This is a genomic window from Streptomyces sp. NPDC014006 (assembly GCF_043088925.1).
GTDB lineage: Bacteria > Actinomycetota > Actinomycetes > Streptomycetales > Streptomycetaceae > Streptomyces.
The window spans coordinates 23,741-48,236 of record NZ_JBICAJ010000003.1 but is presented as its reverse complement, the minus strand read 5'-3'; the positions used below and the strand labels follow the sequence as shown (position 1 = coordinate 48,236).

Below are 24,496 nucleotides of genomic sequence, written 5' to 3'. Positions count from 1 at the left end.
GCCAGCGTACGTAGGAGAGACTGTGTCCATGACTCCTACGACGGAGACCATGGTCGGGATCGGCGGCGCCGCGGAAAGCACCGACATGGTGCTCAACATCGGCCCTCAGCATCCGTCGACGCACGGCGTGCTGCGGCTCAAGCTCGTGCTGGACGGCGAGCGCATCATGCGCGCGGAGCCGGTGATCGGCTATATGCACCGCGGCGCGGAGAAGCTCTTCGAAGCGCGCGACTACCGCCAGATCATCGTGCTCGCCAACCGCCACGACTGGCTGTCGGCGTTCTCCAACGAGCTGGGCGTGGTCCTCGCCGTCGAGCGGATGCTCGGCATGGAGGTGCCCGAGCGTGCGGTGTGGACGCGCACGCTGCTGGCGGAGCTGAACAGGGTGCTCAACCACCTGATGTTCCTCGGCTCCTACCCGCTGGAGCTGGGCGGCATCACGCCGGTCTTCTACGCGTTCCGCGAGCGCGAGGTGCTGCAGAACGTCATGGAGGAGGTCTCCGGCGGGCGTATGCACTACATGTTCAACCGCGTCGGCGGCCTCAAGGAGGACCTGCCGGCCGGCTGGAGCGCACGCGCGCGTGCCGCCGTGGCCGCCGTGCGTTCCCGTATGGACGTCTTCGACGACCTGGTCCTCGGCAACGAGATCTTCCGCGGGCGCACCCGGGACGTGGGCACGCTCGCGCCCGAGACGGTGCACGCCTACGGCGTGAGCGGCCCCATCGCGCGTGCCTCCGGTGTCGACTTCGACCTGCGCCGCGACGAGCCTTATCTCGCCTATCCGGAGCTGCAGGACACGCTGAAGGTGGTCACCCGGACCGAGGGCGACTGCCTGGCCCGCTTCGAGTGCCTGCTGGAGCAGACGCACAACGCGCTCGACCTGGCCGACGCCTGCCTCGACCGGCTGGCCGAGCTGCCGCCGGGACCGATCAACCAGCGGCTGCCGAAGGTCCTGAAGGCGCCCGAGGGGCACACGTACGCGTGGACCGAGAACCCGCTCGGGATCAACGGGTACTACCTGGTCAGCAAGGGTGAGAAGACCCCGTACCGGCTGAAGCTGCGCTCGGCGTCGTACAACAACATCCAGGCGCTGACCGAGCTGCTGCCGGGGACGCTGGTCGCGGACATGGTGGCGATCCTGGGGTCGATGTTCTTCGTGGTCGGGGACATCGACAAGTAGGGCACGCGGAGGTCGTCGGCCGGCCGTCCCCGCGGACACGGCCGGCAGGTCACCCGGCTGCGAGCGGGTCGGGTACGTTTATCGGCTGGAGCAGCCAGCCGAAGTCGCCGAGGCCGCCCGGCGCGGTCAGCTCGGCGGCCTCGCCGGCGCTCGCGAGGGCGCGCACATAGGCGGCGGGGTCCGTGGAGGCGAGCGTGAGCGGGGGGCGTGCGCCGGTGATGCCCAGGGCGCGCAGCGCGTCGCGCTGGGGGAGTGTCCGCCCGCCCGGCAGGGCGCACGCGTCCATGGCCACATGCGCCGTGATGTCGCACGACCCGTCCGGTAGGGGCGCCGTCTCGCGCCCTTTGCTGAAGCCCGTCAGCGTGCCGAACGGCGGGCGCGTCGCCACCGTGTGCGCGTAGTCCACGGCCACCGCGAGCCCCCGCGCGACGCCGCCCACCGCGGCCGCCCACGCCTCGTCCCGAGGCCGTCCGATCTCCGCGCGCAGCCCCGGCTCCCCGGTCAGCGGCCACCAGCGCGCCAGCCAGGCGGCGTCCGCGCCCGACACGGGCCCGCCGAGCCGCTCGGTGCCGTCACGCCGGACGAGCACCAGCCGGGCGGTGCCCGCCGCGTCCACCTCGGCGACCTCGACGGGTACGTTGTCCAGCCACTCGTTGGCGAAGAGCAGCCCGGTCATCCCTCGCGGCGGCTCGGGAAGCCACTCGATCCGGTGATCGAGCCCGGCGGGGCGGGCGGCGAGCTCGACGGCCCGCACGCGCGTGCGGGCGGCCACCTCGGCGGGCAGCGCGGCCAGCACCCCGGCGGCCAGCTCCCCGCGCCCGGCGGCCATGTCCACGAAGTCCAGCACGGCGGGCCTGCCCAGGGCCTCGTCCACCCGGCCCAGCAGCGCCGCCACGGCCCGTGCGAACAGCGGGGAGGCGTGCACGGACGTACGGAAGTGCCCGGCCGGCCCCTCCGGCCGCCGGTAGAAACCGTGCGCGCCGTACAGCGCGTTCTCGGCCGCGGCCCGCCAGCCCCGCCAGCCGTCCGCGCCGCCCGCGCGGTCCGCAGTCTCCTCGCCCACGCGCACAGACTAGGCGCACAGGTGATCGCGGCCTCCACCTTGGGGAGTACGCTCGCCGGGCGGGGATCGGCCCTCCGGTTGACCCCTGCACCTATCTCACTTGCCTACGCTGGGTTACGTGCAGCGCCTCTACGACTTCCTCCGCAGACACCCGATCGGCGTCGACGCCTTCTGGGCCGTCGTCCTGTTCGGGCTCTCGCTGATGTCCGCGGGGGCCGGTCGGACGAACCGGGGCACCGATGCCCTGGCGCTGATCGTCCCGGTGGCGCTGCTGCTGAGTCTGGTGGTCGCGCTGCGGCGGCGCATGCCGGAGCAGATGCTGCTGCTGGCCGTCGCGCTAGGCCTGGCGCAGCTGGCGCTGGACGTCGAGTCGATGGCCGCGGACTTCGCGATGCTGGTGATCGTTTACACGGTCGCCGCGACCGGGGCCCGCTGGGCGTCCCGGCTGGCGCTGGGCGTGGGCCTGAGCGCGGCCACCGTGGCGCAGATGCGCTGGCCCAACGAGGACACCGGCGTGGCGGGCAACGTCGCCGTGGTGGTGTTCCAGACCGTTCCGTTCGCCCTGGCCTGGGTGCTGGGCGACTCGATACGCACCCGCCGCGCCTACTACGCCCAGCTGGAGGAGCGCGCCGCCCGCCTGGAGAAGGAGCGCGAGGCGCAGGCGAAGGTCGCGGTGGCCGCCGAGCGCGCCCGGATCGCGCGCGAGTTGCACGACGTGGTCGCGCACAACGTGTCCGTGATGGTGGTGCAGGCCGACGGCGCCGCGTACGTGCTGGACGCTGCTCCCGACCAGGCGAAGAAGGCCCTGGAGACGATCTCCTCCACCGGCCGGCAGGCCCTCGCCGAGATGCGCCGCCTGCTCGGCGTGCTGCGCACCGGCGAGCACCAGGAGGGCGGCGAGTACGTCCCGCAGCCCGATGTGGAGCAGATCGAGGACCTGGTCGAGCAGTGCCGGGGCTCCGGCCTGCCCGTCGACTTCCGGGTCGAGGGCACGCCGCGCCCGCTGCCCAGCGGCGTCGAGCTGACGGCGTACCGGATCGTGCAGGAAGCGCTCACCAACACGCGCAAGCACGGCGGGCCCAACGCGGGCGCCAGCGTGCGCCTGGTGTACTTCGACGACGGGCTCGGCCTGCTGATCGAGGACGACGGCAAGGGCGCCCCGCACGAGCTGTACGAGGAGGGCGGCATCGACGGCCGGGGCCACGGACTGATCGGCATGCGCGAGCGGGTCGGCATGGTCGGCGGCACCCTGGACGCCGGGCCGCGCCCGGGCGGAGGATTCCGCATCAGCGCCCTCCTGCCGCTCAAGCCGGCGCACTGACCGACCCTGTGACCCAAGAACGGAAGAGGCCCGATGACGATCCGCGTGATGCTCGTCGACGACCAGGTGCTGCTGCGCACCGGGTTCCGGATGGTGCTTGCCGCGCAGCCGGACATGGAGGTCGTCGCGGAGGCGGGTGACGGTGTCGAGGCCCTTCAGGTGCTGCGTTCGACGGCTGTCGACGTCGTCCTGATGGATGTGCGCATGCCGAAGCTGGACGGCGTGGAGACCACCCGCCGTGTCTGCTCCGAGCCCGACCCGCCCAAGGTGCTCATCCTGACCACCTTCGACCTGGACGAGTACGCCTTCTCCGGGCTGAAGGCGGGCGCCTCCGGTTTCATGCTCAAGGACGTGCCGCCCGGCGACCTGCTTGCCGCGATCCGGGCCGTGCACAGCGGTGACGCGGTCGTCGCGCCGTCCACCACGCGCCGGCTGCTGGACCGGTTCGCGCCGATGCTGCCGTCCGCCGGCGGGGAGCCGCAGGTCAAGGAGGTGGAGCGGCTCACCGAGCGGGAGCGCGAGGTGATGGTGCTGGTCGCCCAGGGCCTGTCCAACGGGGAGATCGCCGCCCACCTGGTGCTGTCCGAGGCGACCGTGAAGACGCACGTGGGCCGCATCCTGACCAAACTGGGGCTGCGCGACCGCGTGCAGGTGGTGGTCCTGGCGTACGAGACGGGTCTGGTGCGGGCCGGCGGACACGGCTGACCGGCCGGTGCGGCGCCGGTAGGGTGTCGGGCCATGCTCCTGTGGATCAACGGCCCCTTCGGCGGCGGCAAGACACAGACGGCTCATGAGATACGGCGGCGGCTGCCCGGCAGTGTCATCTGCGACCCCGAGCACGCCGGCTTCGGTCTGCGCCGCATGCTGCCGCCCGAACTGCGCGGTGACTTCCAGGACTTGGTCTCCTGGCGGCAGGGCGTCGTCGAGGTACTCGACCTCGCGCTCACCCGGCACGACGGCGTGGTGATCGTCCCCATGACGGTCACGGACTCCGGGTACTTCGCGGAAACGGTCGGCCGGCTGCGCGCACTGGGCCATGACGTGCGGCACTTCGCGCTGCTCGCCGAGCGGGAGACCGTACTGAAGCGGCTGCGTGAGCGCGGCTTCGGTCACCTCGCGGCGTTCGTCGGCGGCAAGAAGGCCGGACTGCGCCGCGAGAGCTGGGCCGTGCAGCAGCTCGATCACTGCCTGGAGCGGCTGCAGGAACCGGAGTTCGCGGAGCACCTGTGGACCGACCACACCACGGTGCCGAAGACAGCCGACCGCATCGCGGTCCTGGCCGGTCTGCGGCTGACCCCGAACACCGAGGGCCGGCTGCGGACGCGGCTGCGCCAGACGGCGGTGGGCCTGCGCCACATCCGCTTCGACTGATACGGCCCGACGGGGGCGGCCCGTCGTCGGCGGCCGGCGCTCGGCTGACCCCGGGCCACCCGGGCGGGCTACCGGAGGATCCCCTCCAGGAAGTCGCTGCCCAGCCGGGCCACCACCGTCACGTCCAGCTGGTGCAGTACATACCGTCCGCGGCGGCGCGTGGTGATCAGGCCCGCCTTCTTCAGCACGCCGAGGTGCCGGGATATCTCGGGCGGCGTCATGTCGTGGACGCGGGCCAGCTCGCCCGTGGTGTACGCGCTGCGGGCCAGATGGCGGCAGATGCGCATGCGCACCGGGTGGGACAGGGCGGTCATCCGCAGGGTGAGTTCCTCGACCGACGTGGGCGCGGTCAGATCTGGGGAGCCGACGGGGTAGTGCAGCAGGGGCTGCCAGCCCGCTCGGTGCAGCACGTTCAGATGCGGCCAGCCGAGGCTGGTCGGGACGAGCAGGAGACCGCCGCCCGCGGTGATCGTGAGCGCCTGGGCCAGCTTGTCCACCACGATGTGCCCGCTCTCCTCGTCGAGGCTCGTCGCGGGGGAGACCGCGGTGAGGGCCTCCGCCAGGCCCTTGCGCCGCAGCAGGTCCGTCTTGTGCCGGGCGTCGGCGGCCAGTTGGTGGCGCAGCCGGGCCCAGACGTCGGCGAAGAAGGCCTCCTCGCAGTCCTCCAGAAAGCGACGCAGCCAGGCCCGGACGCTGGGCGGGTCGTCCAGCAGCCGCCGGGTGAAGCGCACCTGCCGCGGCCCCCGGGAGGCGGCCACCTCCAGCGCCCGGCAGCGCACCGCCGGATCGTCGAGGATTCCTTCCTGGGGCGCGGCGGACGCGGGCGTGCAGGTGAACTCAAGGGCCGCGTCGACGAACTGCGCGTCCGTCAGCTTGTCGACCAGGTCGAGGTCCTCGGCGAGCGTGGCCCCGGGCAGGGTGCTGCGGCCGGGGATGCCGGCGAAGGGCATGAACAGGTCGGAGAACGTCGTCCGCCACAGGAAGTCCGCCTCGCACATCCGGTCGGCCAGATGCGGATCGAGCCGGGCCGTCACCCCGGTCACCCAGCCCTGCAGGCCCGGGTGGTGTCCTGGTTCGCACAGGGCGTGCAGCGCCATGCCGAGTTCGGCCAGGGCGGAGGGCACGACGGCCACCTGCTCCGGCCGCAGCCCCGTGATGTCGATCCGCACGCTCATGACCCCATGGTGCACCCCACCACCGACAGCGCCCCCGCCGATTGACGGCAGCCGTCAATCGGCGGGACTTGTGCGGCGGGCCGGGCGCAGGCTCCAGGTCACCGGGGCAGCCGCGGAGCCTTCCGGTCCTTCCTGCACCGCACGTCCCTGCACGCCACATCCCTGGATGTCACGTCCCGAAGAGGCGATCCGCCATGAGCATCACCCAGCAGTACCTCCTCGACGCCCACCGCGCCCGGCAGCACGGCGAGGCGGCCCCGCCGGCGCCGGGCACCGGCGAGTGGCAGCTGGTGCGCGAGCTGTGGTGCCACGGCCGGTTCCGCGCGGTGCTCGCCGGGCGCCTGGTCCGCCGGTTCCCTAGCCGGCGAGGCCACGCACGCGCGTGACGAAGTCGGCCACCGCGGCGCGTACGTCGGCCTCGCTCCACTCCAGGCCGGCGGCGCGCACCGTGACCTCGGTGTGGGACAGACCAGGCCCGGCCTGGGCCCACGGGCTCTGGAAGAGCAGCGTCTTCGTCTCCTCGCCCTGGCGTACCGCCGCTTCGGACAGCAGCTGCGGGCCGTAAGGCAGCCAGACCTGGAACTGGTGGGTGTGCGGCACCTCGGGGTGTACGCGCGCCCAGGGCAGGCCTGCCTCGGCGAACCCCTCGCGCAGTGCGGCGGCCACCACGCGCGCGTGCGCCACGTACTCCGGCAGCCGGGGCAGCTCCCACTCGAGACCGGCGAGCGCCGACAGCACGGTCGGGAACTGCTGCAGGACCATGCCGCCGTAGCGGTGCCGCCACGTCTTCGCATCCTCCACCAGCGTCGCGGGGCCGGCGAGGGCCGCGCCGCCGAAGCCGTCGAGGGATTTGTAGAACGACACGTACACGCTGTCCGCCAGGCCGGCGATCTCATCGAGCGGGCGGCCGAAGTGAGGCGTGGTCTCCCACAGGCGCGCACCGTCGATGTGCACCACCGCGTCGCGCTCGCGTGCCGCCTCCACGACCTCGGTGAGCTCCTCCCACGACGGCAGCAGGAAACCGGCGTCGCGCAGGGGCAGCTCCAGCATCAGCGCCCCGAACGGCTCCGGGAAGGCGCGCACCTCTTCGGCCGTCGGCATCCGTGGCTCGCTCGTCAGGGGGACCGTGCGCAACCCGCTGACGGCGGTGAACGCCCCGCCCTCGTGCACCTGGGGGTGGGCCAGCGCGTGCAGGGCGACGGTGGTGTCGCCGGTGCGGGCCGCCCAGCAGCGCAGGGCGACCTGCTGCGTCATGGTGCCAGTCGGGAAGAACGCGGCCGCCTCGGTGCCGAGCAGCTCCGCGGTCCTGGCCTCGAGCGTCTCGACGATGCCGTCGCCGTACTGGTCGGGGCGGTCGTCGAGGTCGTGCAGCCGTGCCGCGCGCTCCAGGAACGCCAGGCGCTCCCGCAGCGTTGCCAGATAACCGGGGCGCGAGAGCACCCGTTGTGCGCCCCTGTGTGCGACAAGGCGCCGATCGCGCATCTGCTCGCGCCACCCGCCGGCCGCCGGCCCGTCCGACTGCCGCGCCGGATGACCCGTCTCGTCCGCCCGCTGTCCGTCCTGCTCCGCCGCATCGCTCATGCGCGCGATCATGCCGTGCGCCGGACACGACGGGCATCCGCATTTCTCCTCCGTGGCCCCTCCCCGGCGCGGCCGGGGCCCGGCTCCGCGCCGCCCCTGCGCGGCGTGGCGTAACCCACAGCCTGTGGACGAACGGACGCCTCGCGACCCGATAGCGTTAACATGACGAGAAATCGTCCGGTACCCCGAGCGGACTGGAACGGAAGGCCGCCGTCGCGTGAGTACAAGCCAACAGCCAGATCCCAGGGACCGCCCCGCGCGGCTCACCGTCGGCGTCGTCGGCGCCGGACGCGTGGGCCCCGCGCTCGCCGCCTCCCTCCAGCTCGCCGGGCACCGTCCGGTCGCCGTCTCCGCCGTCTCCGACGCCTCCCGGCGGCGCGCCGCGCAGCTCCTCCCCGACGTCCCCCTCGTGCCGCCCGCCGAGGTCCTGGCGCGCGCCGACCTGGTGCTGCTCACCGTCCCCGACGACACCCTGCCCGGCCTCGTCGCGGGCCTCGCCGAGACCGGCGCCGTCCGGCCCGGCCAGCTCCTCGTGCACACCTCCGGGCGGTACGGCGTGAAGGTGCTCGACCCGGCGCTGCGCGCGGGCGCGCTGCCGCTGGCCCTGCACCCGGCCATGACGTTCACCGGCGCTCCGGTGGACGTGCAGCGGTTGGCCGGCTGCTCGTTCGGTGTCACCGCGCCCGAGGAACTGCGGCTGGCCGCCGAGGCCCTGGTGATCGAGATGGGCGGCGAACCGGAGTGGATCGCCGAGGAGCGGCGCCCGCTGTATCACGCGGCGCTCGCCCTGGGGGCCAACCACCTGGTCACCCTGGTCGCCCAGTCGATGGAGCTGCTGCGCGAGGCCGGCGTCGAGGCCCCCGACCGCATGCTCGGCCCGCTGCTGGGCGCCGCCCTCGACAACGCCCTGCGCTCCGGTGACGCCGCCCTGACCGGCCCCGTCGCGCGCGGCGACGCCGGCACGGTCGCCGCGCACGTCGAAGAGCTGCGCAAGCACGCGCCGCAGACCGTCGCCGGATACCTGGCGATGGCCCGCGCCACCGCCGACCGGGCGCTCGCCCACGGACTGCTCAAGCCGGAACTCGCGGAGGACCTCCTCGGGGTACTCGCCACCGGGACCGACGGGATCGACGGCACCGAAGGGGACGCCCGATGACCACCACCCTGCTGCGCACCGCCGACGAACTCCACGCACGCACGCGTGCCGGCCGCCGCGCCGTCGTGATGACCATGGGCGCCCTGCACGAGGGCCACGCCACACTCATCCGCACCGCGCGCGGGATCGCCGGCGCCGACGGTGAGGTCGTCGTCACCGTCTTCGTCAACCCGCTGCAGTTCGGCAAGGGCGAGGACCTCGACCGCTACCCGCGCACCCTGGACGCCGACCTCAAGATCGCCGAGCAGGCCGGCGCGGACGCCGTCTTCGCGCCGTCCGTCGAGGAGGTCTACCCGGGCGGCGAGCCCCAGGTCCGCGTCAGCGCCGGCCCCATGGGGGAGCGGCTGGAGGGCTCCTCGCGCCCCGGCCACTTCGACGGCATGCTCACCGTCGTCGCCAAACTACTGCACCTCACCCGCCCCGACGTCGCCCTGTACGGCCAGAAGGACGCCCAGCAGCTCGCGCTGATCCGGCGCATGGTCCGTGACCTGAACTTCGGCGTGGAGATCGTCGGCGTGCCCACCGTCCGCGAGGACGACGGGCTGGCCCTGTCCAGCCGCAACCGCTATCTGTCCCCGCCGGAGCGGCGCACCGCGCTCGCGCTCTCCCGCGCGCTGTTCGCCGGCCGCGACCGGCACGCCGCCCAGGAGGCGCTGCGCGCACGCGCGCGTGAGGTGCCCGCCACGCACGCGCGTGCCGAGGCCCTCAGCGCCCTGGGCGAGTCCCGCGCCGCCGCCGACGCGCACGCCGTGGCCACCGTCGCCCCCGGCGGGCCGGCCGCCGTACGCGCCGCCGCGCGGGCCGTCCTCGACGAGGCCGCCCGTCTGGACCCGCCACTCGAACTGGACTACCTCGCACTCGTCGACCCGTCCGACTTCACCGAGATCGGGGACGACTTCACCGGCGAGGCCGTCCTCGCCGTCGCCGCCCGGGTCGGCTCGACCCGGTTGATCGACAACCTTCCTCTCACCTTCGGAGCCGCCTCGTGAACAGCACAGGCATACGACTGCACGCGCCCGCCCCCGGGTGGTCCATCGCCGCGGACGTGGTGGTCGTCGGCTCCGGCGTCGCCGGCCTGACCGCGGCCCTGCGCTGCGAGGCCGCCGGCCTGAACACGGTCGTCGTGACCAAGGCCCGCCTCGACGACGGCTCCACCCGCTGGGCGCAGGGCGGCATCGCCGCCGCCCTCGGCGAGGGCGACACTCCCGAGCAGCACCTCGAGGACACTCTCGTGGCCGGCGCCGGGCTGTGCGACGAGGAGGCCGTGCGCGTCCTGGTCACCGAGGGCCCCGACGCCGTACGGCGGCTCATCGCGACCGGCGCCCACTTCGACGAGTCCGCCGAGGGCGGCCTCCAGCTCACCCGCGAGGGCGGCCACCACCGGCGCCGTATCGCCCACGCCGGCGGCGACGCGACCGGCGCCGAGGTGTCCCGGGCGCTCGTCGAGGCGGTACGCGCGCGTGGCGTGCGCGCCATCGAGAACGCGCTCGTGCTCGACCTGCTCACCGACGCCGACGGCCGCACCGCGGGCGTCACCCTGCACGTGATGGGCGAGGGCCAGCACGACGGCGTCGGCGCCGTGCACGCGCCCGCGGTCGTCCTCGCCACCGGCGGCATGGGCCAGGTGTTCTCCGCGACCACCAACCCGTCCGTGTCCACGGGCGACGGTGTGGCGCTCGCCCTGCGCGCGGGCGCGGAGGTCTCCGACCTGGAGTTCATGCAGTTCCACCCGACCGTGCTCTTCCTCGGCCCCGAGGCGGAGGGCCAACAGCCGCTGGTCTCCGAGGCGGTGCGCGGCGAGGGCGCCCACCTGGTCGACGCCGACGGCGTGCGCTTCATGGTCGGCCAGCACGAACTGGCCGAGCTGGCACCGCGCGACATCGTCGCCAAGGGCATCATGCGCCGCATGCTGGAGCAGGACGCCGAGCACATGTTCCTCGACGCCCGGCACTTCGGCGCCGACATGTGGGAACAGCGCTTCCCGACCATCCTCGCCGCCTGCCGCGCCCACGGCATCGACCCGGTCCACGAGCCCATCCCGATCGCCCCGGCCGCCCACTACGCCTCCGGCGGCGTACGCACCGACCTGCACGGGCGTACCACCGTCCCGGGCCTGTACGCGTGCGGCGAGGTCGCCTGCACCGGCGTGCACGGCGCGAACCGGCTCGCCTCCAACTCCCTGCTGGAGGGCCTGGTCTACGCCGAGCGCATCGCCGCCGACATCGCCGACAGCCACGCCGGGAGCGACCTGCACGCGCGTGTGCCCGAGCCGGTGCCGTACCCGGACAAGCCCGCGCACCCGCTGCTCAGCCCCGAGACCCGGTTCGCCATCCAGCGGATCATGTCCGAGGGCGCGGGCGTGCTGCGCTCCGCCGAGTCCCTCGGCCGGGCCGCCGACCAGCTTCAGCGCCTGCACGCCGAGGCCCGTGACGCGCTGGAGGAGAACGGCAAGACCGCCGAGCCCGGCGTCGACACGTGGGAGGCCACCAACCTCCTGTGCGTGGCCCGCGTGCTGGTCGCGGCCGCCCAGCAGCGCGAGGAGACCCGCGGCTGCCACTGGCGGGAGGACCGCACCGAGCGCGACGACGCCACCTGGCGTCGCCACATCGTCGTACGGCTGAACCCGGGCAGGTCGCTCGCCGTGCACACCACCGACACCGCCGACTTCCCCCCGACCCGCCCCGAGGCCCACGCGCCCCGGCGTCCCCAGGAGCAGTGACCCAAGTGACCGATCAGGACCTTCCCCTCGCCTCGAACGGCGGCTGCGGCGACGGCTGCGCCTGCGGCGCGGAAACCGACGAGGAGTACGTGGAGTGCGGCCTCGACCCCGCGCTCGCCGGCCTCCTCGCCGACGCCGGACTCGACCCGGTCGAGGTCGAGGACATCGCCAACGTCGCCATCCAGGAGGACCTGGACGGTGGCGTGGACGTGACGACCGTCGCGACGATCCCCGAGGACGCCGTCGCCACGGCCGACTTCACCGCGCGCGAGGCGGGCGTCGTCGCCGGCCTGCGGGTCGCCGAGGCGGTGCTCTCGGTCGTGTGCACCGACGAGTTCGAGGTCGAGCGGCACGTCGAGGACGGTGACCGCGTCGAGGCCGGGCAGAAGCTGCTGTCGGTCACCACGCGCACGCGTGACCTGCTCACCGCCGAGCGCAGCGCCCTGAACATCCTGTGCCGTCTGTCCGGCATCGCCACCGTCACGCGCGCGTGGGCGGACGTGCTGCAGGGCACGAAGGCACGCGTGCGGGACACCCGCAAGACGACGCCGGGCCTGCGCTCGCTGGAGAAGTTCGCGGTGCGTTGCGGCGGCGGCGTCAACCACCGCATGTCGCTGTCCGACGCGGCCCTCGTCAAGGACAACCACGTCGTCGCCGCGGGCGGCGTCGCCCAGGCCTTCAAGGCCGTACGGGAGGCCTTCCCCGAGGTGCCGATCGAGGTCGAGGTCGACACGCTGCACCAGCTGCGCGAGGTCGTGGAGGCCGGCGCCGACCTGATCCTGCTGGACAACTTCACGCCGACCGAGTGCGCCGAGGCCGCCGGGATCGTCGGCGGACGGGCACTGCTGGAGGCGTCGGGCCGGCTGACGCTCGACACCGCGCGCGCGTACGCGGAGACCGGCGTGGACTTCCTCGCCGTGGGCGCGCTCACCCACTCCTCGCCGATCCTCGACATCGGCCTGGACCTGCGCGAGGCGGAGTAGGGACCGGCCATGCTGCTGACGATCGACGTAGGCAACACGCACACCGTCCTCGGGCTGTTCGACGGGGAGGAGATCGTCGAGCACTGGCGCATCTCCACCGACGCCCGCCGTACCGCCGACGAACTGGCGGTCCTCCTCCAGGGCCTGATGGGCATGCACCCGCTGCTCGGTGACGGCCTGGGCGCCGGCATCGACGGCATCGCCATCTGCGCGACCGTGCCCTCGGTGCTGCACGAGCTGCGCGAGGTGACGCGCCGCTACTACGGCGACGTGCCGGCCGTGCTGGTCGAGCCGGGCGTGAAGACGGGCGTGCCGATCCTCTTCGACAACCCCAAGGAGGTCGGCGCCGACCGCATCATCAACGCGGTCGCGGCGAACGAGCTGTACGGCGGCCCGGCGATCGTCGTCGACTTCGGTACGGCGACCACGTTCGACGCCGTCTCCGCGCGCGGGGAGTACGTCGGCGGGGTCATCGCGCCCGGCATCGAGATCTCCGTCGAGGCGCTCGGCGTGCGGGCCGCGATGTTGCGCAAGATCGAGGTCGCCCGCCCCCGCAGCGTCATCGGCAAGAACACCGTCGAGGCCATGCAGGCCGGCATCGTGTACGGCTTCGCCGGTCAGGTCGACGGCGTCGTCAGCCGCATGGCCCGCGAACTCGCCGACGACCCCGAGGAGGTCACGGTCATCGCGACGGGCGGCCTGGCACCGATGGTCCTCGGCGAGTCCTCGGTCATCGACGAACACGAACCGTGGCTGACGCTGATCGGCCTGCGGATGGTCTACGAGCGGAACGTGTCGCGCATGTGAGACGCGAGCCGGCGGCTCCGGTGCGGTGGCGGGGACGGGCGCCCCTTTCCCCCCGCCGCGCCGGACGGTGGATGCCGTGTCCGGGAAGCCGCCGGCCCGAAGCCCGCGGGCTCAGGGCCGGCGCCCGCATGGCGCCGGCCGTGTGGTTCTCGCCGCGCCCACCTGGGTGGCTCGTTGCGCCACGCGCTGGCGATGTGTCTGGTTTGTCTGATTAGCGCGTATGGTCGCCGCATGCCCACGCCATACGGATCCCGCGGCGGCATGGCGTTCGGTGTGGAGGAGCTGCGTGTGCTCCGCCGCGCTCTCGCCCTCGCCCTGAACCCCGCCCCCGCCTCGGCCGAGGACGTCCAGGACTGCCTCCGCCTCGCCGAGTCCCTAGACGAGGCGACGCGCGAGGGCGCCCGGCTGAGGGCCTTCCTCGTGGCCGACCTCGGCCGCTACCGCGCCGCGCTCCCGGGCACCGCCGCCGGCTACCTCGCCCTGCTCGACGAGGCACTGGGCGCCGGATACCGGCCGGACCCGGACGACCTGGCCGCCCTGCGCGCCCTGCGCGGCAACCCCGTCGCGGCCGCCCTGCTCGACCGCTGCCGGACCATGGCCGAGCAGGACGTTCGGGCCCGCCTGGCGCGGGGCACGGCGGTTCGCGGGGCCACCGGCACGGCCGTACCGACCGTGCCCGCCTCCCGCACCCGTCTGCTCGCGCTGCCGGGCGGCCGCACGGCAGCGGACGAAGGCCCCGCGGCCGGTGACGGCGACAAGCCGGAGAAGCAGCCCGCGCAGAAGCCGGCGCCCGCCACGCCGCCGTCCCCGTCGGATCCCGCACCGGACCGCCGCCCCGTCCCGACCCCCGGCGAGGTCTTCCCCCGCCGCAAGCCCGCACCCTCGCCCGCCAAGCCGCCCCAGCAGCTGGCGGTCGGCTGAGCCTCCCGCGTTCACCCACCCGGGCGGGGCCGGCCGAATCGTCCGACCCCGCCCGAAATCCGCACGCGCGCGTGGCTACTCTGGAGCCATGGACTACGTCTCCGCGCTCCTGCCCCCGGTCGTCATGGCCGTGTTCTTCGTCGGCGTGATCCGGGTGATCGTCAAGACCCAGGGCGGCGCCAACAAGGCCAAGGAGGACGCGGCCGTCGACGCCGCCCTCGCGCGCGCGGAGGGCGCCCGTCAGGTATCCGCAGGCGGCGACGCCTGACGGCACCGGTCCACCACCGCGTCAGCCGCCCACCCCCGCACCGGCCGTCCGCCACCGCGTCGCGGCGCCCTCCCCGGCGTACGACTCCCGTGCAGCCTCCGCTGCCGAGTCGTACGCCCTTTTTGTTCGCGTTCGCCGCCGAAGTGCACGTCCGGCACGCAAATGGCGGGATGTCCCACTATTGTGTCGAGTTGTGCCTCGCCCATTGGGAGAACTCGAAGACGCGGTCATGACGCGGGTGTGGAAGTGGAACCGCCCCGTCACGGTTCGAGAAGTCCTGGAAGATCTGCAACAGGAACGGTCGATCGCCTACACGACGGTCATGACCGTTTTGGACAATCTCCATCAGAAGGGCTGGGTGCGCCGTGAAGCGGAAGGCCGGGCCTATCGATATGAGGCGGTCTCCACCAGAGCCGCCTACGCCGCCGCCCTGATGAACGACGCCTGGACCCAGAGCGACAACCCCGCCGCCGCTCTCGTCGCCTTCTTCGGCATGATGAGCGACGAACAACGGCAGGCCTTGCGCGACGCCCTGCGCATCATCCGCGACGGCGGCGAGGAACCCGTCGCGGAAACAGCGACGGCTCCCGAAGACGCGGAAGGGGCCGGCCCGAACCCCGCCGATGCACAGGAGAACCCCGGCTCGGCGACGAGGGGCGGCGGGCGATAGCGTCCCGTCATGTCCGCACGAAGCCCGGAACCCACCGCTAAAGCCATCACCGTCCGGCGGGCGCGCACCAGCGATGTCCCCGCCGTGCGCCGACTCCTCGACGCCTACGCCCGTGACGGCATCCTGCTCGACAAAGCGATGGTGACGCTTTACGAGGACATCCAGGAGTTCTGGGTCGCGGAACGCGACGACAACGCCGAGGTGGTCGGCTGCGGCGCGCTGCACGTGATGTGGGAAGACCTCGCGGAAGTGCGCACTCTCGCCGTGAAACCCGGCCTGAAGGGCGCGGGTGTTGGCCACCGGGTCCTGGAGAAGTTGCTGCAGACCGCCCGCTGGCTGGGTGTTCGCCGCGTATTCTGCCTGACCTTCGAAGTCGACTTCTTCGGCAAGCACGGCTTCGTGGAGATCGGTGAGACACCGGTGGACCGCGATGTCTACGCGGAGCTCCTGCGTTCCTATGACGAGGGTGTGGCGGAGTTCCTCGGTCTCGAACGAGTGAAACCGAACACCCTGGGCAACAGCCGGATGCTTCTCCATCTGTGATCGCCGGGCAACGGGCAAGCCGGTCAACGCCTATTCGGCGCGACGACAGCCTGCCCTGGTTCCCTATGTCCGAAACGCGCATGTTTCCGTCCCGGGGCGGGTGGAGCGGTCTCTGCCAGGGGTTTGTGTTTTTCCGGCAAAAGCGGTTTGCTTTCCGACGTACTGCTGCACTGCATATAACAGGGGCGGTGGCGAAACGGGCGGACGCCACGCTCCCCGACCCTCAGCGTTTTCGATGAAAGGAAATCCGGTGGCACAGAAGGTTCAGGTCCTTCTTGTCGACGACCTCGACGGCGGCGAGGCAGACGAGACCGTGACGTTCGCGCTGGACGGGAAGACGTACGAGATCGATCTCACGACCGCCAATGCGGACAAGCTGCGCGGGCTTCTCGAGCCGTACGTGAAGAATGGGCGTCGTACCGGAGGCCGTGCGTCCGGCGGTCGCGGAAAGGCGCGTGCCGCTTCCGGCGGTACGCAGGACACCGCCGCGATCCGCGCCTGGGCCAAGGAGAACGGCTACGAGGTCAATGACCGCGGCCGGGTTCCCGCGTCCATTCGCGAGGCCTACGAGAAGGCCAACGGCTGAGCGCACGCGCGCCTCAGGCGGATCCGGTGGCACTGCGTGGCCACCGTGTCCACCACCCGTACGAGATCGGGGGTGCCCGCACGGCCCCCCAGCGCCGACATCGTCGGCAGTGAGGACTCGGCCTCGCTCCCCGGCACGGGGGGCCGCAGCCATACGGCGGCCCCCTGCGAAGCGGCGGAGCGGCCGATGCCGGCCGCCCACGCGCCGACCGCCCCGGCGCCGGCCGACGTCCTCACGACGGCCGGCCCCTCAGGCCGGCCTCCGGCCGGCGCCCGCCCTCCCGCGACGGCCGGTCCCCTCGGCCCGGTCACGGCCGGCTCTCCCGGCCTGTCCGCGGCCCCTTCCCCGGCCGGCCGGGCGGACCCCGCCGGCGGCGTCGGCGCATCCGCCCATGAGTCCCGCGGCTCCCCGGGGAGCGGCACCGGCAGGGGGGCCTCCAGCGCGCTGCCCGGGCCCAGCGCCCTCAGGTCCAGGAACGCGGCGAGCGGGCCCCACTCCAGCCACTCCAGCAGGCCCGGGAGCTCCTCCGCACTGCCCGGGGCCAGCAGGAACCACATTCGCCCGCCCTGCAGGGCCACAGGCGAGGCGGGGGCCAGATGGCGCAGCGCCGCCCGCCCCGCCTCGGCGGGGACGTCCAGCACGTCGAAGCGGGGGCCCACGGAAAGTCGTACCGGCTCCCCGGGCACCACCGGCCACCCCAGTTCGTTCTCGTACCAGTGCCGGAGCGGATCGACCCGCTCGGGCGACCGCCGGGGGAAGGGAACCGTGGGCCATGGGGGGACTGCGCCAGCCATGCCAAGTGCAACAGTCAAAAACCCGTGCGGGTTACGCTGGGTGCCCCGATGTGTGCGCACAGTTCCGGCCCCGGGGGTGCGCGGGGGCGCCAGGAGGCGCAAGGTTGTTCGCCCGTAGCGGAGGGAAGCCGTGCACGCGGCATGGACTGTCCGTCGCAGCGGGTAAGACATCCCTAGTGGGAGGGGGCGACACGCAGCCCGGGACGTCTCCCGTTCGCCATCGGCGTACTGGCGACTGGGGTAACTGCCTGGCCTGCGGGAACATCGTCTCGCACCATCGGGTTGGAGCAGATGTCGGCGTTCGGGGTCAGGAGGCCATCGACGGTGTCGGCAGTTGGAATGAGCGGTCCCCGCTTGCGGGACTAAGCTGCGGAAGGACAGGGAGGGGAAGTTCCCCCCACTGCCTGACCGCTCTGAGGAGCGATTAACGATGTTCGAGAGGTTCACCGACCGCGCGCGGCGGGTTGTCGTCCTGGCTCAGGAAGAAGCCCGGATGCTCAACCACAACTACATCGGCACCGAGCACATCCTCCTGGGCCTGATCCACGAGGGTGAGGGTGTCGCCGCCAAGGCCCTTGAGAGCCTCGGGATTTCGCTCGAGGCGGTCCGCCAGCAGGTGGAGGAGATCATCGGGCAGGGCCAGCAGGCGCCGTCCGGCCACATCCCCTTCACCCCCCGTGCCAAGAAGGTGCTGGAGCTCTCGCTGCGCGAAGCGCTGCAGCTGGGCCACAACTACATCGGCACGGAGCACATCCTGCTCGGCCTGATCCGTGAGGGCGAGGGCGTCGCCGCCCAGGTCCTGGTCAAGCTGGGCGCAGATCTCAACCGCGTGCGGCAGCAGGTGATCCAGCTGCTCTCCGGTTACCAGGGCAAGGAGACCGCCGCTGCGGGCGGCCCTGCCGAGGGCACCCCCTCGACGTCCCTGGTCCTCGACCAGTTCGGCCGGAACCTCACCCAGGCCGCTCGTGAGTCCAAGCTCGACCCGGTCATCGGGCGCGAGAAGGAGATCGAGCGGGTCATGCAGGTGCTGTCCCGCCGTACCAAGAACAACCCGGTCCTGATCGGTGAGCCCGGCGTCGGCAAGACCGCCGTCGTCGAGGGCCTCGCCCAGGCCATCGTCAAGGGCGAGGTGCCCGAGACCCTCAAGGACAAGCACCTCTACACCCTCGACCTCGGCGCGCTGGTCGCCGGCTCCCGCTACCGCGGTGACTTCGAGGAGCGCCTGAAGAAGGTGCTCAAGGAGATCCGCACCCGCGGCGACATCATCCTGTTCATCGACGAGCTGCACACGCTGGTCGGTGCGGGTGCCGCCGAGGGCGCCATCGACGCCGCTTCGATCCTGAAGCCGATGCTGGCCCGCGGTGAGCTGCAGACCATCGGTGCGACGACGCTGGACGAGTACCGCAAGCACCTGGAGAAGGACGCGGCCCTGGAGCGCCGCTTCCAGCCCATCCAGGTCGCCGAGCCGTCCCTGCCGCACACGATCGAGATCCTCAAGGGCCTGCGCGACCGGTACGAGGCGCACCACCGCGTCTCCATCACCGACGAGGCGCTGGTCCAGGCCGCCACCCTGGCCGACCGGTACATCTCCGACCGCTTCCTGCCGGACAAGGCGATCGACCTGATCGACGAGGCCGGTTCGCGGATGCGCATCCGCCGGATGACCGCTCCGCCGGACCTGCGTGAGTTCGACGAGAAGATCGCGGGTGTCCGCCGCGACAAGGAGTCCGCGATCGACTCCCAGGACTTCGAGAAGGCGGCGTCTCTCCGTGACAAGGAGAAGCAGCTGCTGGCGGCGAAGGCCAAGCGGGAGAAGGAGTGGAAGGCCGGCGACATGGACGTCGTCGCGGAGGTCGACGGCGAGCTGATCGCCGAGGTCCTCGCCACGGCCACCGGTATCCCGGTCTTCAAGCTGACCGAGGAGGAGTCCAGCCGCCTGCTCCGTATGGAGGAGGAGCTGCACAAGCGGGTCATCGGCCAGAACGACGCCGTCAAGGCGCTGTCGAAGGCGATCCGCCGTACGCGTGCCGGTCTGAAGGACCCCAAGCGTCCGGGTGGCTCGTTCATCTTCGCCGGCCCGTCCGGTGTCGGTAAGACCGAGCTGTCCAAGGCTCTCGCCGAGTTCCTCTTCGGTGACGAGGACGCGCTGATCTCCCTCGACATGTCGGAGTTCAGCGAGAAGCACACGGTGTCGCGTCTCTTCGGTTCGCCCCCCGGTTACGTGGGCTACGAGGAGGGCGGCCAGCTGACGGAGAAGGTGCGCCGCAAGCCGTTCTCGGTCGTCCTCTTCGACGAGGTCGAGAAGGCCCACCCGGACATCTTCAACTCGCTGCTGCAGATCCTGGAGGACGGTCGCCTGACCGACTCCCAGGGCCGGGTCGTGGACTTCAAGAACACGGTCATCATCATGACGACCAACCTCGGCACCCGGGACATCTCCAAGGGCTTCAACCTGGGCTTCGCCGCCGCGGGTGACACGAAGACCAACTACGAGCGCATGAAGAACAAGGTGTCGGACGAGCTCAAGCAGCACTTCCGCCCCGAGTTCCTCAACCGCGTCGACGACGTGGTCGTCTTCCCGCAGCTGACCCAGGACGACATCCTGCGGATCGTCGACCTGATGATCGGCAAGGTGGACGAGCGCCTGAAGGACCGGGACATGGGCATCGAGCTGTCCCAGGCCGCCAAGGAGCTGCTGTCCAAGAAGGGTTACGACCCGGTGATGGGCGCGCGGCCGCTGCGCCGCACGATCCAGCGCGAGATCGAGGACTCGCTGTCGGAGAAGATCCTCTTCGGCGAGGTGCGTCCCGGTCAGATCGTGGTCGTGGACACCGAGGGCGAGGGCGACGAGAAGACCTTCACCTTCCGCGGTGAGGAGAAGTCGGCGCTGCCCGACGTCCCGCCGATCGAGCAGGCGGCCGGCGGTGCCGGGCCGAACCTGAGCAAGGACGCGTAAGCGTCAGGGGCCAGTGAAGGGGGCCGGTGCTTTCGAGCACCGGCCCCCTTCGGCATGTCCGGACGCCTAGGGCCTCTCGGTTGGATCATGCCGGGCTCGCGGGGTCTGGCACCGCGCCTCGCCGCGTTGTCGTCGGTTGCCATGGCTCCGCCATGGCGCCCTCCTCCGCCTTGCGATCCACGGCACCAGACCCCGCTCCCTGATCCGGCCTGATCCAAACGAAAGACCCTAGTCCGCCTGCGGAGGTCCTACGACAGCTGTCCGTCGTAGTCCGGCAGCTTGAACGTCTTCTCGGCGTGGCCGCCGGAGAGGTCGGTGGCGCTGTTGCCGATGTTCGCGATGATCGTGTAGCCCTGCTCCTCGATCTGGGCGCGCTGCGCGGTCTTGTAGGCGGCGATGTCCTTGAACAGGTCGAACAGGCCGCGTACACGCAGGCCGGCGACGTCGTAGCCGTCGTGCTCCAGATTGAACTCGGTGGGGGCGTAGAGGATGCCGGGGCGGGCGGTGACGAAGAAGAGCGAGACGCCGTGCTGCTGGGCGTACCGGGCCACCTGAAGGACCGGCTTGTTGGCCGGCTGGGGGAAGTGGAAGCCGAAGTCGGTCTCCAGGGTCGTGTTGTCGATGTCGAGGACGATCGCCTGGCGCTCGTCCGGCCGGGCGGCGGCGATCCGCTGCTGCAGGTACGGCAGCGCCTGGTCCATCACGCTCTGGCAGTCCCGCTGCCAGGTGGTGTAGTCGACGGCCCCGGCCGTCGTCGTGCTCACCGCGGCGGGTGCCGCGGGGGCCGCCGTCTCCGCCGCGTGCGCGGGGGCGGCCAGGGCCGTCAGGGCGGCCGCTGAGACGGCGGCCGTCGAGGTCCGGCGCAGCCAGGCGCGTCTGATCGTCATGTGGGGGTTCCTCTCCCGTCCGTACACACGGTGGTGTCGTGTGCATGCTCTTTGGTGAGGGTGGCGCGGGAGGAACCGTAGGGTTACCGACTGGTAAGTGGCTAGAGGTCTGCGCCACATTCACACAGGCGTCCGGGCGCCCCTCCGGTGACGTGCCGCACGCGACCTGCGTCACGTACGAGGCGGAATAGTGGCCGGGGGAGATCCGCAAAAAGGACTTTCGCTCCGGAACCGCCCTGCTGATGGGGCGTTCACGAGCGCTTTGTCCGGAATGTTAGTTGCGCCGGAAGTCGAAGGTTTTGCGGTGGACTACTAGAACTCGTCGTAGATCACACATTTGAGCTGATCTGCCCCGGGGGGTTACCAAGGATGAGCCCATCCGGCGAGATGCCTTGCGTCGGGTGGCCTTTCTCTGTCCCCCGGCTTCACGAGGTTCACATGTCCCAGCGCGTCACGTCCCGTCCGTCCCGCACGTCCGCCATCCGCACCCGTGCCGCTGTGCTGGCCGCCGGTCTGGGGGTCTCGGTCGCGCTGGGAGCCGGGGTCGCGGCCGCCGCCGACGTCACGTCCGCCTCCACCACCGCCACCGCGGTCGAGGCGCAGGCCGCCGCTCAGGCCAAGGCCGCGCAGGCCGCGAAGACCGCCGCGGCCGCCAAGGCCAAGGCCGCTGCCGCCGCCAAGCAGGCCGCCGCGAAGAAGGCTGCCGCCCAGAAGGCCGCCGCGAAGAAGAAGGCCGCCTCCTGGGTGCCGCCGGTGGCGCACTACACGCTGTCCGCGAGCTTCAACCAGGCCGGCGGCATGTGGTCGCACCGTCACTCCGGCCAGGACTTCGCGGTGCCGCTCGGCACCAACGTGGTCGCCGCCCACGGCGGCACGGTCGTCAAGGCCGGCGGCAACGGCGCCGGTGACGGCCCCGCCTACGGCAACGCCATCGTCATCCGGCACGGCAACGGGACGTACTCCCAGTACGCACACCTCTCCCGCATCGACGTGAAGATCGGCCAGGTCGTGGCCACCGGCCAGCACATCGCCAAGTCCGGCAACACCGGCAACTCCAGCGGTCCGCACCTGCACTTCGAGATCCGCAAGACGCCGAACTACGGCTCCGCGATCAACCCGGTCGCCTTCCTGCGGGCCAAGGGTCTGTCCGTCTGACCCGCCGCCGCCCCACTGGGGCGGACGCTCAGGCGCCCTTGTGTGCCTGAGCCACCAGATCGAACGCGACCTCGAGGGTGGCCCTGCGCTTCTCCTCGGGGTCGCCTTCGACGTCCTGCAGGACGAACATCCCGGCGTGCAGCGTGAACATCGCGCTGACGCAGCGGACCTTGTCGACCAGGTCGGCGTCCGGGTCGACCAGGATGTCCCGCAGTCCGAGCATGCGCTCCTTGAACATCTCGCCGATGCGCAGCTCCCGCACCGTCGCCTGGTTCTCCTGCATGAAGCGGAAGAGCGGGGTCGCGCCGGCGAGGGCGTCGCTGTAGCGGCGGACGATCTCCTGCTTGGTCTCGAGGGTGTGCGGCTGCTGCCGGCCCCACTCGATCAGGTCCTCGATCGGCCGGGACAGATCCTCGAAGATGCTGACGAGGATCTCTTCCTTGGTCTTGAAGTGGTAGTACAGCGCCGCCTTGGTGACGTCCAGGCCTTCGGCGATCTCCCGCAGGGAGGTCTTCTCGTAGCCCTGCTCGGCGAAGAGCGCGAGCGCGACGTCCTGGATGCGCTGGCGAGTGTTCCCGCGACGCTGCTGCTTGGTGCCGTCCATGGTGACGTCCATCTTCGTCCTCCTAGGGCTTCCCCGGAAACTTACCTGCCGCCCGGCTGGTAAAACTTACTTGACGACCGGCTAGTTACGGGGCTACCTTCCCAGTGTAGGGATAACTAGCCGGTCGGCAAGTAAGTAGCAGTTGCTGGGGGAAGTGGGGACGATGGCCGCCACAGAAACACTCGAGACAGACACGGGCAAACGCCCCAGGAGCGTGCGGGTCGTCCTGCTCGCGCTCATGATCACGATGATGCTCGCCATGCTGGACAACATGATCGTCGGCACCGCGATGCCGACCATCGTGGGTGACCTGGGCGGTCTCGAGCATCTCTCCTGGGTCGTCACCGCCTACACCCTCGCCACCGCCGCCTCCACCCCGCTGTGGGGCAAGATCGGTGACATGTACGGGCGCAAGGGCTCGTTCATGGCCTCGATCGTCATCTTCCTGATCGGCTCGGCGCTCAGCGGCATGGCGCAGGACATGGGTCAGCTGATCGGCTTCCGGGCCGTACAGGGCCTGGGGGCCGGTGGTCTGATGGTCGGCGTCATGGCGATCATCGGCGACCTGATCCCGCCGCGGGAGCGCGGCAAGTACCAGGGCATGATGGCCGGCGTCATGGCGCTGGCGATGATCGGCGGCCCGCTCGTCGGCGGCACGATCACCGACCACTGGGGCTGGCGCTGGGCCTTCTACATCAACCTGCCGCTCGGTGTGGTCTCGCTCGGCCTGATCAGCGTGGTGCTGCACCTGCCGAAGAAGCGGGCCCAGGCGCGCATCGACTACCTGGGCGCCGCGCTGCTGACCGTCGGCATCACCGCGATCGTGCTGGTCACCACCTGGGGCGGCACCGAGTACGCCTGGACCTCCGCCCGGATCATGGAGCTGATCGGCATCGGCGTCGTCGCGCTGATCGGGTTCGTGTTCTGGCAGACCAAGGCCGCCGAGCCGGTCGTGCCGCTGCACATCTTCCGCAGCCGCAACTTCACGCTGATGTCGATCATCGGCTTCATCACCGGTTTCGCGATGTTCGGCGCCACGCTGTTCCTGCCGCTGTACCAGCAGGCCGTGCAGGGGGCGTCCGCCACGAACTCCGGGCTGCTCCTGCTGCCGATGCTCGGCGCGATGCTCGTCACCTCGATGGTGGCCGGGCGGGTCACGACCAACAGCGGGCGGTACAAGGTCTTCCCGATCGTCGGCGGTGTGCTGATGGTCGTCGGGCTGTACCTGCTGTCGACGATGGACACGGGGACGTCGCGGTTCACCTCCGGCCTCTATATGGCCGTGCTCGGTCTCGGCATGGGCTGCCTGATGCAGATCACCATGCTGGTCGCGCAGAACAGCGTGGAGATGAAGGACATGGGCGTCGCGTCCTCCTCCACCACCCTGTTCCGGACGCTCGGCTCCTCGTTCGGTGTCGCGATCATGGGCGCGCTGTTCAACCACCGGGTGCAGGACCTCATGGCCGAGAAGGCCGGGTCGCTGGGGTCGAAGATCACGGAGAAGTCCGCGCAGCTGGATGCGGCGAGCCTGGCGAAGCTGCCGGCCGCGGCGCGGGAGGCGTACCAGCATGCGGTGTCCTCCGGGACGCATGCGGCGTTCCTGCTCGGTGCGGTGGTTGCCGTGGTCGTGCTGGTGTCGGCGCTGTTCGTCAAGGAGGTGCCGCTGCGGGGGGCCGGGCCTCAGGCGGGCGGTGCGGACGCGGCTGCGCAGGCGGCGGTCGTCGAGGCCGTGTGACGTGTAGCTGGTGATGCGGGG

General features: G+C 71.6%; 24 protein-coding genes. 18 read left to right on the top strand and 6 right to left on the bottom strand.

The window, feature by feature from the left end; translation table 11 throughout:
* Positions 1-28: 28 nt before the first annotated feature.
* Positions 29-1,180, top strand: a complete 1,152-nt coding sequence (locus tag ACF1GV_RS12360; protein ID WP_391679725.1) for an NADH-quinone oxidoreductase subunit D — start codon at positions 29-31, stop codon at positions 1,178-1,180.
* A 49-nt stretch (positions 1,181-1,229) separates the two neighbouring features.
* Here ACF1GV_RS12360 and ACF1GV_RS12355 read toward each other — a convergent pair whose 3' ends face one another.
* Positions 1,230-2,243, bottom strand: a complete 1,014-nt coding sequence (locus ACF1GV_RS12355) for an SAM-dependent methyltransferase (protein WP_391679724.1) — start codon at positions 2,241-2,243, stop codon at positions 1,230-1,232.
* Between the two features lie 118 nt (positions 2,244-2,361).
* Between ACF1GV_RS12355 and ACF1GV_RS12350 the strand changes: the two genes are divergently transcribed.
* From ACF1GV_RS12350 to ACF1GV_RS12340, 3 genes are read left to right on the top strand one after another with little or no spacing between them, the layout of a single operon-like run.
* Positions 2,362-3,564, top strand: a complete 1,203-nt coding sequence (locus ACF1GV_RS12350) for a sensor histidine kinase (RefSeq protein ID WP_391679723.1) — start codon at positions 2,362-2,364, stop codon at positions 3,562-3,564.
* A gap of 33 nt (positions 3,565-3,597) precedes the next feature.
* Positions 3,598-4,269 (top strand): response regulator, encoded by a 672-nt coding sequence (locus tag ACF1GV_RS12345; protein ID WP_391679722.1) that lies wholly within the window; start codon positions 3,598-3,600, stop codon positions 4,267-4,269.
* A 33-nt stretch (positions 4,270-4,302) separates the two neighbouring features.
* Complete coding sequence (locus ACF1GV_RS12340) at positions 4,303-4,935, top strand: AAA family ATPase (protein ID WP_391679721.1); 633 nt, start codon at positions 4,303-4,305, stop codon at positions 4,933-4,935.
* A gap of 68 nt (positions 4,936-5,003) precedes the next feature.
* Here ACF1GV_RS12340 and ACF1GV_RS12335 read toward each other — a convergent pair whose 3' ends face one another.
* Positions 5,004-6,110, bottom strand: coding sequence for a DUF5937 family protein (locus ACF1GV_RS12335; RefSeq protein ID WP_391679719.1), 1,107 nt, complete (start codon positions 6,108-6,110; stop codon positions 5,004-5,006).
* Positions 6,111-6,304: 194 nt separating this feature from the next.
* Between ACF1GV_RS12335 and ACF1GV_RS12330 the strand changes: the two genes are divergently transcribed.
* Entirely contained in the window at positions 6,305-6,496 is a 192-nt protein-coding gene (locus ACF1GV_RS12330; protein ID WP_391679717.1) for a hypothetical protein, read from the top strand.
* Here ACF1GV_RS12330 and ACF1GV_RS12325 read toward each other — a convergent pair.
* Positions 6,468-7,592 (bottom strand): threonine aldolase family protein, encoded by a 1,125-nt coding sequence (locus ACF1GV_RS12325; protein WP_391680419.1) that lies wholly within the window; start codon positions 7,590-7,592, stop codon positions 6,468-6,470. The two genes, ACF1GV_RS12330 and ACF1GV_RS12325, sit on opposite strands and share 29 nt — an antisense overlap.
* A gap of 316 nt (positions 7,593-7,908) precedes the next feature.
* Between ACF1GV_RS12325 and ACF1GV_RS12320 the strand changes: the two genes are divergently transcribed.
* The 10 genes from ACF1GV_RS12320 (at position 7,909) to ACF1GV_RS12275 (ending at position 16,344) form a co-directional block, all read left to right on the top strand.
* Positions 7,909-8,847, top strand: a complete 939-nt coding sequence (locus ACF1GV_RS12320; protein WP_391679716.1) for a Rossmann-like and DUF2520 domain-containing protein — start codon at positions 7,909-7,911, stop codon at positions 8,845-8,847.
* Positions 8,844-9,836: a pantoate--beta-alanine ligase gene (panC, locus tag ACF1GV_RS12315; protein WP_391679714.1), complete on the top strand. Its 993-nt coding sequence runs from the start codon at positions 8,844-8,846 to the stop codon at positions 9,834-9,836. The genes ACF1GV_RS12320 and panC overlap by 4 nt, the downstream gene beginning before the upstream one ends.
* Positions 9,833-11,566, top strand: coding sequence for an L-aspartate oxidase (locus ACF1GV_RS12310; RefSeq protein WP_391679712.1), 1,734 nt, complete (start codon positions 9,833-9,835; stop codon positions 11,564-11,566). Before panC ends, ACF1GV_RS12310 begins: the two co-directional genes overlap by 4 nt.
* A 5-nt stretch (positions 11,567-11,571) precedes the next feature.
* Positions 11,572-12,549, top strand: coding sequence for a carboxylating nicotinate-nucleotide diphosphorylase (nadC, locus tag ACF1GV_RS12305; RefSeq protein WP_391679710.1), 978 nt, complete (start codon positions 11,572-11,574; stop codon positions 12,547-12,549).
* A 9-nt stretch (positions 12,550-12,558) separates the two neighbouring features.
* Positions 12,559-13,356 (top strand): type III pantothenate kinase, encoded by a 798-nt coding sequence (locus tag ACF1GV_RS12300; protein ID WP_391679709.1) that lies wholly within the window; start codon positions 12,559-12,561, stop codon positions 13,354-13,356.
* A gap of 261 nt (positions 13,357-13,617) precedes the next feature.
* Positions 13,618-14,277 carry a hypothetical protein gene (locus ACF1GV_RS12295; RefSeq protein ID WP_391680418.1) on the top strand — a complete coding sequence of 220 codons (660 nt, stop codon included), beginning with the start codon at positions 13,618-13,620 and terminating at the stop codon, positions 14,275-14,277.
* Between the two features lie 88 nt (positions 14,278-14,365).
* Complete coding sequence (locus ACF1GV_RS12290; RefSeq protein ID WP_363266461.1) at positions 14,366-14,545, top strand: hypothetical protein; 180 nt, start codon at positions 14,366-14,368, stop codon at positions 14,543-14,545.
* Positions 14,546-14,774: 229 nt separating this feature from the next.
* Positions 14,775-15,215, top strand: a complete 441-nt coding sequence (locus ACF1GV_RS12285; RefSeq protein WP_391680417.1) for a BlaI/MecI/CopY family transcriptional regulator — start codon at positions 14,775-14,777, stop codon at positions 15,213-15,215.
* A gap of 9 nt (positions 15,216-15,224) precedes the next feature.
* Positions 15,225-15,758 carry an amino-acid N-acetyltransferase gene (locus ACF1GV_RS12280; RefSeq protein WP_361633733.1) on the top strand — a complete coding sequence of 178 codons (534 nt, stop codon included), beginning with the start codon at positions 15,225-15,227 and terminating at the stop codon, positions 15,756-15,758.
* A gap of 250 nt (positions 15,759-16,008) precedes the next feature.
* Positions 16,009-16,344 (top strand): Lsr2 family protein, encoded by a 336-nt coding sequence (locus ACF1GV_RS12275; RefSeq protein ID WP_363266463.1) that lies wholly within the window; start codon positions 16,009-16,011, stop codon positions 16,342-16,344.
* Here the strand turns inward: ACF1GV_RS12275 and ACF1GV_RS12270 are convergent.
* A complete protein-coding gene (locus ACF1GV_RS12270) occupies positions 16,323-17,138 on the bottom strand; it encodes an SCO3374 family protein (protein WP_391679707.1) in 816 nt (271 codons plus the stop codon). The genes ACF1GV_RS12275 and ACF1GV_RS12270 overlap by 22 nt on opposite strands.
* 430 nt (positions 17,139-17,568) lie before the next feature.
* On the opposite strand from ACF1GV_RS12270, the gene ACF1GV_RS12265 reads away from it, so the two are divergent.
* A complete protein-coding gene (locus tag ACF1GV_RS12265) occupies positions 17,569-20,094 on the top strand; it encodes an ATP-dependent Clp protease ATP-binding subunit (protein ID WP_361633724.1) in 2,526 nt (841 codons plus the stop codon).
* A 248-nt stretch (positions 20,095-20,342) separates the two neighbouring features.
* Here ACF1GV_RS12265 and ACF1GV_RS12260 read toward each other — a convergent pair whose 3' ends face one another.
* Entirely contained in the window at positions 20,343-20,981 is a 639-nt protein-coding gene (locus tag ACF1GV_RS12260; protein WP_391679705.1) for an HAD family acid phosphatase, read from the bottom strand.
* A gap of 438 nt (positions 20,982-21,419) precedes the next feature.
* Between ACF1GV_RS12260 and ACF1GV_RS12255 the strand changes: the two genes are divergently transcribed.
* The gene (locus tag ACF1GV_RS12255) at positions 21,420-22,136 is read left to right on the top strand and encodes a M23 family metallopeptidase (RefSeq protein WP_391679703.1); all 717 of its coding nucleotides are present in this window, start codon (positions 21,420-21,422) and stop codon (positions 22,134-22,136) included.
* 28 nt (positions 22,137-22,164) lie between these two features.
* Here ACF1GV_RS12255 and ACF1GV_RS12250 read toward each other — a convergent pair whose 3' ends face one another.
* Positions 22,165-22,752, bottom strand: a complete 588-nt coding sequence (locus ACF1GV_RS12250; protein ID WP_363266468.1) for a TetR/AcrR family transcriptional regulator — start codon at positions 22,750-22,752, stop codon at positions 22,165-22,167.
* A gap of 151 nt (positions 22,753-22,903) precedes the next feature.
* Here ACF1GV_RS12250 and ACF1GV_RS12245 point away from each other — a divergent pair, with 151 nt between their 5' ends.
* Positions 22,904-24,475, top strand: coding sequence for an MDR family MFS transporter (locus ACF1GV_RS12245; RefSeq protein ID WP_391679701.1), 1,572 nt, complete (start codon positions 22,904-22,906; stop codon positions 24,473-24,475).
* The last annotated feature ends 21 nt before the right edge of the window (positions 24,476-24,496 follow it).